Source organism: Corallococcus sicarius (assembly GCF_003611735.1).
Lineage (GTDB): Bacteria > Myxococcota > Myxococcia > Myxococcales > Myxococcaceae > Corallococcus > Corallococcus sicarius.
Genome location: NZ_RAWG01000011.1, coordinates 34,728 through 47,550, shown reverse-complemented (window position 1 = coordinate 47,550; position 12,823 = coordinate 34,728). Strand labels below are relative to the sequence as shown.

General features: G+C 67.6%; 12 protein-coding genes and 1 pseudogene. 7 read left to right on the top strand and 6 right to left on the bottom strand.

Going from position 1 to position 12,823, the window contains the following annotated elements; genetic code table 11:
- Positions 1-129: 129 nt before the first annotated feature.
- Positions 130-3,411, top strand: coding sequence for a C45 family autoproteolytic acyltransferase/hydrolase (locus tag D7X12_RS02905; protein WP_120623730.1), 3,282 nt, complete (start codon positions 130-132; stop codon positions 3,409-3,411).
- A 152-nt stretch (positions 3,412-3,563) separates the two neighbouring features.
- Here D7X12_RS02905 and D7X12_RS02900 read toward each other — a convergent pair whose 3' ends face one another.
- The 5 genes and pseudogenes from D7X12_RS02900 to D7X12_RS02885 form a co-directional block, all read right to left on the bottom strand.
- Complete coding sequence (locus tag D7X12_RS02900) at positions 3,564-4,109, bottom strand: ester cyclase (protein ID WP_120623729.1); 546 nt, start codon at positions 4,107-4,109, stop codon at positions 3,564-3,566.
- A 279-nt stretch (positions 4,110-4,388) separates the two neighbouring features.
- On the bottom strand, positions 4,389-4,625 hold the full coding sequence (locus D7X12_RS42240) for a hypothetical protein (protein ID WP_147443500.1): 237 nt from the start codon (positions 4,623-4,625) through the stop codon (positions 4,389-4,391).
- A gap of 163 nt (positions 4,626-4,788) precedes the next feature.
- A pseudogene (locus D7X12_RS43645) lies at positions 4,789-4,899 on the bottom strand (transposase domain-containing protein); the annotation flags it as partial.
- Positions 4,900-4,921: 22 nt separating this feature from the next.
- Complete coding sequence (locus tag D7X12_RS02890; protein WP_120623728.1) at positions 4,922-5,233, bottom strand: hypothetical protein; 312 nt, start codon at positions 5,231-5,233, stop codon at positions 4,922-4,924.
- A gap of 314 nt (positions 5,234-5,547) precedes the next feature.
- The gene (locus tag D7X12_RS02885) at positions 5,548-6,375 is read right to left on the bottom strand and encodes a dienelactone hydrolase family protein (protein WP_120623727.1); all 828 of its coding nucleotides are present in this window, start codon (positions 6,373-6,375) and stop codon (positions 5,548-5,550) included.
- A gap of 100 nt (positions 6,376-6,475) precedes the next feature.
- Between D7X12_RS02885 and D7X12_RS02880 the strand changes: the two genes are divergently transcribed.
- On the top strand, positions 6,476-7,447 hold the full coding sequence (locus D7X12_RS02880) for a GlxA family transcriptional regulator (protein ID WP_244224319.1): 972 nt from the start codon (positions 6,476-6,478) through the stop codon (positions 7,445-7,447).
- Positions 7,448-7,514: 67 nt separating this feature from the next.
- Here D7X12_RS02880 and D7X12_RS43640 read toward each other — a convergent pair whose 3' ends face one another.
- The gene (locus D7X12_RS43640) at positions 7,515-7,730 is read right to left on the bottom strand and encodes a glutathione S-transferase family protein (RefSeq protein WP_208718786.1); all 216 of its coding nucleotides are present in this window, start codon (positions 7,728-7,730) and stop codon (positions 7,515-7,517) included.
- A 325-nt stretch (positions 7,731-8,055) separates the two neighbouring features.
- Between D7X12_RS43640 and D7X12_RS02870 the strand changes: the two genes are divergently transcribed.
- The 5 genes from D7X12_RS02870 (at position 8,056) to D7X12_RS02850 (ending at position 12,816) form a co-directional block, all read left to right on the top strand.
- The gene (locus D7X12_RS02870) at positions 8,056-8,889 is read left to right on the top strand and encodes a hypothetical protein (protein ID WP_120623724.1); all 834 of its coding nucleotides are present in this window, start codon (positions 8,056-8,058) and stop codon (positions 8,887-8,889) included.
- Between the two features lie 56 nt (positions 8,890-8,945).
- The gene (locus tag D7X12_RS02865; protein WP_120623723.1) at positions 8,946-9,980 is read left to right on the top strand and encodes an MAC/perforin domain-containing protein; all 1,035 of its coding nucleotides are present in this window, start codon (positions 8,946-8,948) and stop codon (positions 9,978-9,980) included.
- Between the two features lie 65 nt (positions 9,981-10,045).
- The gene (locus D7X12_RS02860; protein WP_158619939.1) at positions 10,046-11,038 is read left to right on the top strand and encodes a cupin domain-containing protein; all 993 of its coding nucleotides are present in this window, start codon (positions 10,046-10,048) and stop codon (positions 11,036-11,038) included.
- 1 nt (position 11,039) lies between these two features.
- Positions 11,040-11,957: a sulfotransferase family protein gene (locus tag D7X12_RS44915; RefSeq protein ID WP_120623721.1), complete on the top strand. Its 918-nt coding sequence runs from the start codon at positions 11,040-11,042 to the stop codon at positions 11,955-11,957.
- Between the two features lie 79 nt (positions 11,958-12,036).
- Entirely contained in the window at positions 12,037-12,816 is a 780-nt protein-coding gene (locus D7X12_RS02850) for a phytanoyl-CoA dioxygenase family protein (protein ID WP_120623720.1), read from the top strand.
- Positions 12,817-12,823: the final 7 nt, after the last annotated feature.

The following is a 12,823-nucleotide window of genomic DNA, read 5'->3' as shown; positions in this document are numbered from 1 at the left end:
TCAGGTGGCGTGCGACCCCTGTCCTCTACCACGCCAGCCAGGCAGGTGGCGAACAACAGACGCCTGCATGCCCGTGGACGGCGTGACAGGATGCCGCGCCCCACTTCCCAGGTTCAGGATGCGCACGCCATGCCCCACCTCCGACTGATGTGGAAACGCTCCCGTCTGCTCTGGCCTTCGCTGTTGGCCTGTGTCGCCGCCCCCGCCTGGGCGGCCCCCGCGCCCATTGCTGTACCCAACGCGGGCTTCGAAGCCGCCGCCACCGCGGGCCTCCCCCAGGGTTGGACGGCGTCCGGCCAGGGCAAGGTATCCACCAGCGCCGACGTGAAGGCGGAAGGTAGCCGCGGGCTCGTCATCGAGAGTCCCCAGGGCGGCGCGGAGACGACGGTGCAGTCGGAGTCCGTGAAGCTCCAGGTGGGCCGCCTCTACCGGCTGAGCGCCTGGGTCCGCACCAAGGGTGTGCAGGCGGATGCGCAGGCGCGCTACCCCACGGCGCTGGGCGCATGTCTGTCCATGCAGAGCTTCCCCTTCACCAACTGCTCTCCGCCGCAGGGCGCGGACTCAAGCGGCCGGGTGCAGGTGTTGTTCTTCGCCACGAAGGCCAGCGACCGCGTGCGGGCGCACCTGGGCCACAACGGCAAGGCCACCGGCACCGCGTGGTTCGACGACGTGAAGCTGGAGGAGGTGGACGACATCACCGCGTACGTCCCCATGGAGAGCGTGCGCTGGGCCGGCAAGGGCTTCCGGTATGACGACGGCGGCTGGGTGTACGTGCACATCGAGGGCGAGCCCTACGAGCGCGGCAAGCAGTTCGGCGAGCTCGTGTCGCAGGAGATCGTCCGCTACATCGACAAGCTGGGCGTGCAGAAGGACAAGGCGGACTCCGCCAGGGGCTGGGCGCAGGTGCGCCTGCTCGCGGACTCGCTCTTCCTGCGCCGCTTCGACCCCGAGTACCTGGAGGAGATGAAGGGCATCGCCGACGGCGCCAACGCGGCCGGCGCGAAGTTCAAGGGGCCGGATGCGAAGGAGCGCGAGTTGGATCTGCTGGACATCGTCGCGCTCAACTCCGCCGTGGACCTGGGCCAGCTGGAGGAGGCCAACCACGTGACGGCGTCGCCGCTGTCCGGCCGCACGTTCCTCAAGGGCGAGGACGAGAACGGCCGGGCGGGGGAGGGCGACCACTGCTCGTCGTTCGTGGCCACGAAGTCCGCGACGAAGGACGGCCGCGTCGTCATGGGGCAGATCTTCATGTGGAGCGGCTACACCGGCGTCCACTGGGACGTGGTGCTGGACGTGCAGCCCACCAAGGGCCACCGCTTCGTGATGCAGACCTTCCCGGGCGGCATCCACAGCGGCTCTGACTGGATGCTCAACGACGCGGGCATCGTCATTGGTGAGACGACCGTGGGCCAGACGCCCTTCAACATCGACGGAACGCCGCAGAGCAACCGCATCCGCAAGGCCGTGCAGTACGCGTCGTCCATCGACGACGTGGAGCGCATCCTCAAGGACCGCAACAACGGCCTCTACACCAACGACTGGACGCTGGCGGATACCAAGACGGACGAGGGCGCGTGCCTGCTGCTCGGCACCGCGAAGACGCGGCTGTGGCGCACGGGCAGCAAGGGCAAGGCCTCCGACACGCCCGGAAACCTCAAGGACTTCATCTGGGCCAACAACAACAACCGCGACCCGGAGGTCCGCAAGGAGTCCGTGCCCAATGCCAGCAACGCCCCGGTGGACCTGGCCTTCAACACCTGGAACCGCGACATCGCCTTCCAGGAGGCCTATGCGAAGTACGGCAAGGGCGGCTTCGACGTGGACAGCGCCACGCGGATGATGGCGTCCAGCCCCATCAACCGCCCCCACGCGTGCGACGGCAAGGTCACCACGTCGGAGATGGCGGAGAAGCTGATGTTCCTGGCCCACTACGGCAAGACGACGCTGCGCGAGAAGATGGTGGGCAGCAAGTGGATCCCGGACCTGCCCGGCGCCACGCCGCACCTGTCCCTGGGCTACACGGCCTTCAGTCCCGTCTACGTGGCGGACAAGCTCAAGGCCGCGAAGGCGCAGCAGAAGTCGAAGCCCGAACCCAAGGTGGAGACGTCCAAGAAGGACTTCGCCCGGGTGAAGGACGCGCTCCGCTTCGATGAGAAGAAGCTGTGGGCGAACACCGTGTTCCCGGCCACGGACGCGGACAACTGGTTCGGCAGCGGCTCGGCCGCGTACTGGACGCAGCTCAAGGCCCTGCCGGAAGGCGAGGACGTGCTGGCGAAGGCCTTCGAGGCCCAGCGCGACGCGCTCGCGGAGCTCAACGCCCGCTACCTCTATGTCACCGCCCGCGAGGGCGACGTGGTGCCCACGGCCGCGCGCACGGACTACGGCCGCTATGGCCCGTACGCCGTCCCGCGCATCAAGGGGACGTACCTGCTGCACCAGCTGCGGCTGACGCTGGGCAACGCGAAGTTCGCGCAGGTGATGACCGCGGTGCACGGCCGGTACGCGAACAAGAAGCTGTCCACCCAGGACTTCATCAAGACGGCGTCGGAGGCGGCGGGCCGGGACCTGGGGCCGCTCGTGAAGCAGTGGGTGGAGCGCGGGGGGCTGCCCGCGCCGCGCCTCACCTCGCGCGCCCAGAAGGCGAAGGAGGGCTACGAGGTGACGCTGAAGGTGGAGCAGTCCGGCAAGCCCTGGCAGTTCGCCACGCTGGTGGAGGTGCAGACGGAGAAGGGCGCCACGCTGGAGCGCGTGGAGGTGAAGGGCGCAAGCGACACCTTCACGGTGAAGGTCGCGGACAAGCCCACGCGCGTGGTGTTCAACGTGGGCAACGACATCCCCGTGGCCCACGAGCGCCACCAGACCCTGGGCAACACGCTGGATGACTGGGAGAAGCTGCTCTTCGTGTACGGCTCCGCGCACCAGGTGGAGTCCATGCGCACGCTGGCGCTGAACTACCGCGAGCAGCTCGCGGACGCGTCGCCGGAGCGGCTGGCGACGTTGAAGCCGGACGCGGAGGTGACGGACGCGGAGCTGGCGGACCGCGACCTCGTCGTCTTCGGTGGCGCGGAGGACAACGGGCTGCTCGCGCGGCTCCAGGCGGAGAAGAAGCTGCCGGTGGAGCTGGGCCGGCGCTACTTCCGCTGGCAGGGCAAGACGTACGGCCGCGCGGATGACGGCCTCGCCGTGGCGCTGCCCAACCCCTGGAACCCGAAGCGCACGCTGTACCTCTTCGTCGCCAACAGCGGCCTGGAGCTGTGGCACATGACGCGCACGTTCCAGCGCGGCCTGCAGAGCTGGGCCCTGTTCCGCGCAGGGGAGGTGAGCACCAAGGGCTTCCACACCCCGGACAACCTCACCCAGGAGCTGTCCGTGGATCTGCCCGCGCCCAAGCTGGGCATGGCCACGCCCTGACAGCACCTGACGACAGTCAGGACTGAGCTGGTCAGCGGCAAGAGGTGGGGCCAATCGCCAGCGGCTTCGGATCCGCTGGCGCTTCACTGTGCCGAAGGCCCGAGCGAAGTTTCGCTACTGCCCACCGGTCTTCACCCGGTCAAAGGATTGGGTCAGTCGGTGAAGGTGGGCGGACGGGTCTCGGTGAGCTCGGGCGCAGGCTTGCCGCCGGACATGGCCAGGAGTCCCTTGAAGCAGCGGACGGCCAGGAGCCAGTTCTTCGGCGCCCCCATGTCCAATCCGCCCAGGAGCTGTTTGAGCATGCTGAGCGTGTCGAAGTAGACGCGCTCGCAGACGAGCTTCTCGGCTTCGTCGAAGATGAAGTACGCGCTCATTCGCACCCGGAAGCGGCTGCCCGTGGGCGGAATGGCTCCCAGTGGCCCCAGGTGGGTGCCCATCAGCCAGAACTCGACGATGACGGCGTCGTCGCTGTGCCGCAGGGCGATGATCTCGTGGTGCTGGTCCGGAAACGCCACGCGCGTCTCCCGGTAGTAGTCCCGCACCGCGCGGTCCCCGTCATGCACCTTCATGGTGGGGACCAGCTCGTAGTGCGGATGTGGGAAGGTCGACAGGACGTCGTCCCAGTCCTGCCTCACCTCATCACGAAAATGATCCAGGACCAGCTTCTGCCGCGCCTTGCGTCTGGCTTCTGTCGTCACGGGGGCCTCGGGGGAGTGGCGGGGAGATCTACACCGGAGGGACGGGTCTCGTCCTTCCCGGACCGCGCTCCTGACGTCGCCGTGCGCCTCTTTCAAGCTGCGTGCGTGGTGGACGACACGGGCATGCCCGAGGAGGGCGCATTGAAACCAGTGCATCCATGCCGAAACCTACCGGATTCACCCAGTACCGCATCTTCGCGCACCACGACGACGGTGTCCTGGGTCCGGCATTGGCCGGGCGCGCGCCCGTAGACGGTGCGGGATGGAGCAGCAGGCCGGTCAGTGGCACATGCTGGCGCAGTACGCCCGGCAGTACGCCTCCTCGCCCGAACAACGATAGCCACCACACCCACAATCGATGCGGATCCACACGCCCTGCTCCGTGGAGGAGACTGCGTCCCCGCCCTGTCCACCACACGTGCCCGTTTCCGCGCACGCGACATCCCCATCAGGCGCTCCGGCACCACAGCCCACCAGCAGACCGACGGCCCACAGCGCTCCCATGATTGCTCGCATGTGCTTTCTCCAAGCTTCGGGTTTGTCAGGCCTTGCAACTGTAGGCACTTGTTGTGCGGTGGGAGCAAGGGACCTGCTGCGGAGCCAGCCATGCGGTGTCCTCCGTCTCGCGCCCTCGTAGCAGGACGTTGGTCACCGTCCGGCCAACGACGTGCAGCCGCTTCCATTCGTGGGGCAGCAGCTCTCCGATGCGCGCGTTCGGATGTGTCTGGACGCGCGGCAGGACGTCAGCGAGGGAGTCCTCGGGATTGACGCGGTGGGCCTCGCAGGAGGACGGGGAGGCCCTGCTGCCAACTTCAGAGCACGTCGTTCTCCACCAGCGTGGCGAAGATGCCCAGGCTCAGGAAGGCCACGCCCAGCACGATGTAGAGCACGGCCATCCCGAGGGCCCGGCCTCCCGTCGCCTCCATGTGGAGCGAAGGGTGGGGGTCCAGCGGGTTCGTCGGCAGCTGCGATTGCATCGCCTTGCCAAGCAGGCCCGGCCACGCCCCGGAATGGGTGGGGTTCACGACCGTCATCCGCTTGCGCACCAGGGCTCGCACACCGGACGCGAGGAAGAACAGGCTGAAGCCCCCGGTGAGGATGAGCACGGCGGGATTGAGTTTCATGGGATGGTAGCTTCCTCGGACCCGGCTCCGGCGCGCAAGCCACGACCGTACCCTCGGACGGACTGGCGTTCGCGTGAGCCCGCTGTGCCTTGGCGCAATGATGTCGGCCAGGGCTGGCGTGTCCCCAAGGGGGCTGCGTGGCTTTTCCACCCGCCTGGCTTACGGCTCTGGCGGCCCCCGTCAGCGGCCCTGCTCGGCCCCTCCGCTCCAGCCCTCACCCTCCACATGGCCTCTCTCCCGCCGATACGCGCCCTCCGACGACATGGGCGGCCTGCAATGGAGCGCGGCCCAGGCCGCGGTGAGGCCACCGGCGCTCAATCCGGATGAAGCCTTCGCGCGAAGAAGGCCAGGATCTCGTCGCGCGCCGCGATCGTCGGCTCTCCGGCCGCGTCGATGAGGTGGGCCGTCACGACGCTGTGCGCCCCGCCAACGACCCGTTCGAAGAACGGTGGGGGCTTGGGGTTCGCGGCCGAAGCTGGCAGGACCTTCGGGAGGAAGCGCGGCCCCAGCGCTTCGGCATAGGCCGCGAAGCGCTGTGCCGTGCAGTAGCGATCGCCTTCGAAGCGGTACGCGAGCACCGTCAGGTCCTCGCGCTCGAGCCGCTCCTTCACGGCCGCGGCTTCACCGGGGGCGATTTGAATCGCGCCCGGGGTTTCGAGCGGCAGCGAGGGCTGGCAGAGGACGGGCGCCAGCACCGCGGGCTCGAGCATCATGCTGAGCGCGAAGTTGCCGGTGAAACACATCCCGATGGCGCCAACGCCGGGGCCTCCGCATTCCTGGTGCGCGAGGCGTGCGAGCGCGCGCAGCCACTGCGTCACGGGGCTCGATTCGTTCGCCGCGAACGCGCGGAACTCCGCGCTCACGCACGCGCGCTTCATCAAGGCCAGCCCTGCTTCCGCCTGCGGATAGGCACCATCCCTCCCGAACAACGACGGCATGTAGACCGTGAAGCCCGCGTCTCGCACCCACCGGGCGAAGCGCGCGACGTGAGGGCTGATGCCCGGCATCTCGGCCATGACGATGACCGCGGGACCGCGACCAGCGACGTAGACCGGGCGCATGACCGAATCGAGGGTGATGGACCGTCGCTCGAAATCGTCGAGCGGGTCGTCAACGGTGGACTCAGGGGCGGAAGCTCGCATGCCTGGACGATGCGGAAAACCCACCGTCGAGGCCAGTGGCGAGATTGACAAGCTTCGGTCTAGTCTTGCCATCGTGATCACCCATGTCGTTCTGGATGGAGTGGCCGAAGGCCCGCTGGGCGTCGGACTCGACGTGGTCGCCACGGCCACGCGACTCGTGGAGGCAGGCCTCTGCCCTGGGCCCGGGCGAGCGGAGCCGCTGCGTCAGCGCGTGGTGTCGCTCGACGGCTGTCCCGTCCGCTCGGGCACGGGACGCCCCGTCTCCGTGGACGGCACGCTCAGCCTCCGGAGCGTGAAGGCGGGAGACGTGCTGCTGGTGCCCGGACTCTCCGCGGCCAGCGAGCGCGCCATCGAGTCCCTGCTCTCCCGCGCCGACACCTCGCGCTGCCTCGAACTGCTTGCGCGCGCGGCGGCGAAAGGGGCGATGGTCGCGGCATCCTGCTCGGCGACCTTCGTCCTCGCTGCGGCGGGGCTGCTCGCGGGACGGAGCGCGACCACGACCTGGTGGCTCGTGCCAGCGTTCGCGCGTCGCTTCCCCGAAGTCACCGTCCGCGCGGACCGGATGGTCGTCGAGAGCGAAGGCGTCCTCACCGCGGGCTCGGCCTTCGCGCACGCGGACTTGATGTTGGCCCTCGTCGCTCGCGTCGCGAGCCCGTCGCTCGCGCACCTGGTGGCTCGCTACCTCGTGCTCGACGAGCGCGTTTCACAGTCCAGGTACATGGTGATGGAGCACCTGCGCGTCGCGGATCCGGCGCTGCGCGCGGTCGAACGATTCGTCGCGGCGAACCTCGGCCGGCAGCTGACGTTGGACGAGCTTGCCCGCGCCGCCGCCACCTCCACGCGGACGCTCGCACGGCGGGTCCAGGCCGGCCTGGGCATGACGCCGCTCGAGTTCGTGCAGCGAGTCCGCGTGGCTCACGCCTCCCACCTCCTGGAGACGACCCGGGAGTCGGTCGAGGAGGTCTCCGCACGGGTGGGCTACGCCGATGCGGCCGCGTTTCGCCGCGTGTACAAGCGGCATGCCGGCGAGACGCCACGAGGACGGGGAGCGGGGGCCATCCGGAAGCGGTGAGCTGCGTGTCTGAAGCACCTGGGCCTGCCGATGCCCAGGCTTCGGCTCCGTGGAGCAGCTCCGCCTCTCAGGCCCACTCCGTCAGCCCCTCGCGCTGGTACAGGGTCGCGAACGAAGGCCGCGCCTTCAACTGGGTGGCGACCGCAGCCAGGTGCGGCCACGCCGTGGCGGGCTTCGGCATGGCGCGGGACCAGCGCATCAGCATGACGAGGTAGAAGTCCGCGACGCTGAGCGTCTTCCCTAGCAGGAAGGGGCCGTTCGCGGCGAGGTGCGCATCCAGCACCTGCCACGCGCGTGAGCTGCGGCACCTGGAGGGTAGTGCGCACCGCGTCCACCTGGGCGTCCGTGGACCTGCAAGCGCAGTACAGGGACATGCAGGGAAGGCTGCCTGCGCCGCCTCTCGCGCCAGCCGCGTGACAGGTGCGCGCCCCTCTTGACGGCCCGCTGACGCGTCAAGGATAGCCCTTGACACGTCAGCAGGCCATTCCGGCCATCCTGGTCTTTCCGGATTTGGCAATGATTCCAGCTCCTTGCGGCATCGCGTGGATGGCATTGCGCTTGCGATAGGCCTGCACACACCCGCCATTGGATGCCCCGAGGATGCAAGCATGTCACTTGTGAGTTGCAATGCCGAGAACCAGCTCTTTCAGCAAGGCATCATGACGGTCAAGGTGGCCTACAACATGGCCGACCCGGTCGCCAAGGCCGCGAATGAGCGTCAGATCGCCGCGTACTCGAACATCTCCGGCCTGCCGGATCTCTCCACCCCCTTGATGGTGGAGAACGTCATCAACCTGAAGAACAGCCAGCTGATTGACAATGGCAAGGGCGTCATCGTCCCCCCGGATACCTACCTGGCCTTCCAGATTGGCTTTGGCTGCCAGGTGGGGTTCGGCTTTGGCATCGAGATCCTCCCGAGCTCCATCGCCATCGTGGACAACAACTCCCTGATCCTGCCCCGTTCGTCCGTGGCGGCCACCAACCAGTGGACTGTCGCGGGTCAGTACGCGTTCCGCGCCAATGGCGGCTACGACGGTGACATGATCTATGTCTACGACGACAACTTCGGAACGCACCCGCTGGGCCAGGAGATAGCGACCAACTCCTATCAGATCCGGCTCACCTGCACGCCTTTGCTCTCCTGGACCGACGGCGACGGTAACACGTACTCCGTGGACCGGCCGAACCTGGATCCCCCCTCGAACCCGCCGAACCTGCCGGGCCTCGTCGCGGCGCAGGGGGATGGTGACATCAATGTCCATGGCGGCACGGTCACCGGCTCGGGCACCTCCGGTCAACACTATGGCGGCTGCCGGGGCTACACGATGGACAGCCAGTCTGTCTCCCTGGTGCTCGACGTGTTCGTGGTCAACCAGAAGTATTACAACACACAGACCTATCAGCTCTTCCAGTCGGGTGGCGGCGACGGGCTGAACGACTAGTGGTGCCGGATGGATGTCTTCACGTCGAATCGACACTCCTGCGAGGAACCAAGACAATGCCCAAGCTCAAGAATGCCGACCTGCCCAGCGATCCGCATGACTTCACCGCCCAGGACTGGCTCCACCTGTTCGAGGACCGTGGCCTCTTTCACGCCATGGCGATCACGCAGGAGCAGAACCCCACCAACGTCTTCAGCATCCACCAGGGCTTGCAGCTCACCGGGGACCTCATCCTCCCGGACCCGCTCCATCCGGACAACCACGCGACGTTCCAGTGGCTCGTCCCGAACATCACCGCCCAGCTCCATACGGTGGAGACCTTCTTCCAGACGGTGCACACCTACCACTCGCAGGGCTACGACGTGGAGAAGGCGGACATCGGCGTCCCCGGCATCTTCAGCGTCAACTTCGAGCACGAGCACCAGTACTCGAATGACCAGTCGTTCTCGGAGACGGACTACTACGTCACGAGCATGTACCGCGTCCCCAAGCTGCAGATCGGCTTCAGCGACGGCGCGATGACGCTGACGGCTGACTTCCTCCAGGCGCTGGCGCAGGCGGTGGAGCCTGGCGTCAACGACCCCCGCAGCTACGACAACCTCACGAACGTGTTGAACGCGTGGGGTCACTACTACGTGAAGCAGCTGGACCTGGGGGGCCTCCTGTACGGCACGGACAGCCGGAAGGTCACCAGCATGAGCCAGGGGAGCAGCTTCTCGGACAGCGTCTCCGCGGGCTTCCAGGCCAACCTGGAGCTGGAGGACGTGCCCATCTCCGGTGGCGGCAGTGGCGGCAACGGCCATGGCTCGAACTCGCATGACGGTTCCACGCAGTCGGACAAGAACGTCACCATCAATGTCATTGGCGGCGACGGATCGCTGATGGGCAAGTACCCGGCCTGGGCCGCGTCCTTGAATGGCAACTACGTGAGCTGGCACATCATCGACACCCTGGTGCTGGAGCCGGTCATCAACCTCATCCCCGACAAGGCCCTGCGCTACACGGTGGCGAACACGATCACCGCCAGATACGGCGTCACGCCGTACACGAAAGCCATCTCCAATGAGGAGCAGGCCGACATGAACGACTGATGGCTCCCCCTGGGGGGCGCACGCGTGTGCGCCCCCTTACGCCTCCTGCCCTGGTGACGACCCTCATGAAGTACGATACCGAGCACCTGCTGAAGCCTGTCTCCCCGGACGCGTTCCTGCGAACGTACTTCGAGCGGGAGCGCCTGCTGATCCGCCGGGGAGACGCGGGATACTATTCGGACCTCTTCGGCATCGAGGAGATGCTGTCGTTCCTGCAGAAGGAGAACAACGCCTATCCCAACGTGCGGATGGTGAAGGAGGGGCGCGAGACGGCGTATAGCGAGTTCTCGTCGTCCATGTCCTACAAGGAGGCACGCGTCAACTTCAACCATATGATCAACCGGGAGCGCGTGTCTCGCTTGTTCCTGGAGCAGGGTCACTCGGTGATTGTCTACCAGGCGCAGACGGCCCTGGCGCCCCTCCGGCGGTTCTGCGACACGCTGGAGCGGGAGTGGCGGGTGCGGGTGCAGGCGAACCTGTACATGACGCCCGCGGGCAGCCAGGGCTTCACGCTCCATTATGACACGCACGATGCCTTCATCCTGCAGCTGGAGGGAGAGAAGCGCTGGCGCCTGTATGACAAGCCCATCCACCTGCCCTATGACGGCGAGCCGATGCAGAACCCGGAGCAGCACCGGCCCTCGTTGAGCTGTGTGTTCGATGAGGTGCTGCGCAAGGGCGACCTGCTGTACGTGCCCCGGGGGCATTTCCACGATGTGACGGCCACGGACGTGCATTCCCTGCACATGACGGTGGGCCTCCTGACCAGCCCCTGGCAGGCGCTGTTCCGGCGGGTGGCGGAGGGGCTCGAAAAGGAGGACTTCATGCGCAACACCGTCCCGCTGGCGGTCTGGCAGCAGGGGGAACTGGCGGCGTTCAAGGACCAGCTGAAGGCCGCGGTGATGGCGGGGTTGGACGCGAAGCTGGAGGGGCTGTTGGACGAGTACCTGGGCCGGCACGCGAACGGGAATGCCTCCGCCGGCATCCACAGGCTGGCGCGGTCCTTCGCGGAGATGGAGAAGCCCAGGCTCCGGGTGGTCTCGTCCGGGGGCGGGTGACATGGAACGCGTCCCCGTCCCCACCCGCCTGTACGTCCAGGATGGACAGGCCATGCTCCAGACGGTGGAGTTGCCTTCCTCGGTCTACGAAGCGCCCTTCTTGTCCGACGGCCTGCGCCAGGCCCTGTCGGAAGGGGAGGGGCGGTCCTCCTTCGCGTGTCCTGTGAAGGACCTGCCGGAGGAGGGGCCACTGCCGGTGGGCCTCATCTTCCACGTCTCGCGGTGTGGGAGCACGCTGGTGACCGGGATGTTGGGGACGCTCCCGGGAGTGCGGGGCGTGAGCGAACCGGAGGCGCTGTCGCTCTACCTGCTTCACTGCGCCCAGGGCGCCTGCGCGTTCGACGCGGAGGCGTTCCGCCGGTTGATCAAGGCCTTCGGGCGAGGGGTCGGGCCTGGCGGGCGGTATGTGATCAAGTTCTCCTCATGGAACCTGCTGTTCCTGGACCGGATCCGCGACGCACTGCCGGACGTGCCCTGGGTGTTCCTGACGCGGGACGCGACGGAGGTGATGGCATCCAATTTCCGGAGCCCTTCCGCGCCGTTGCGGTGGTACCGGAACCGGGAGCCATGGTTCGAGGCGTGTTTCCCGGATTGGCCCGGCGAGGAGCGGGACGCGCCTGAAGCGTTCTTCGCGGGGTGTCTGGCGCGCTACGCGCAGAAGGCCTGGGAGCACCAGGGGCCGCTGTGTCTATGGGTGGACTACGCCCGCCTGCCCGGCATGGTGCACGGTCACATCCTTGCGCACTTCGGGTTGGAAGCGGATGCGCCGCAGCGGGCCCGGATGGAGGAGAAGGGCCGTTATCGGTCGAAGGGAAACACGCGGGAGGCCTTCGTGCCCGACGGGGAGCAGAAGCGGGCGGAGGCGACGGAGGCCATCCGGGCGGCCGTGAAGGTGGTGGTCCCTGGGCATGGATGGTGAAGTCCACCCCGGAAGGGCAAGGCCATCACGGCCCAGGGCGTCCGGTACGTGGAAGACGCCCTGAGCAATGGGAGCAGCGATGGAACTCTCGGACGCGCAGGTGGAACGGTTCATCGAAGAGGGCTTCATTCGAATCGACGGGGCCTTCCCGTCAGCGTTGGCGGCCGAAGCCCGCGAGTTGCTGTGGCGCGACACGGGCTGCAGTCCGGACGACCCGGCGACCTGGACCCGGCCCGTCATCCGGCTGGGCGAATACAGCCAGGAGCCCTTCCGGCTCGCGGCGAACACGCCCCCACTCCACGCGGCCTACGACAGGCTCGTGGGCCCCGGAGGCTGGGCGCCGCGCTCCAGCCTCGGCAGCTTCCCGGTGCGCTTTCCGAGCAGCGAGGTACCGGGGGATGACGGCTGGCATGTGGACGCCAGCTTCCCGGGGAAGGACCCGTCGTCGTTCTTCGACTGGCGTGTGAATGTGGCCTCGCGGGGCCGCGCGCTGCTGATGCTCTTCCTCTTCTCCGACGTGGGCGAGGACGACGCGCCCACCCGCATCCGCGTGGGCTCGCACCTGCAGGCGGCCCGGTTGCTGGAGCCCGAGGGTGAAGCGGGCCTGTCGTTCATGGAGCTGGCGAAGAAGCTGGACGCCACGCACGGGTGCCCACTTGCCTTCGCCACGGGAGCGGCGGGCACCGTCTACCTCTGCCATCCGTTCCTGGTGCACGCCGCGCAACCCCACCGGGGCACCCGGCCGAAGTTCATGGCGCAGCCACCGCTGTTCCCAAAGCAACCCTTTCAGCTCCACCGCGACAATGGAGCCGGCCCGCCCGTGGAACGCGCCATCCAGCTCGCGCTGGCGCGAGAGTAGGGGCGGA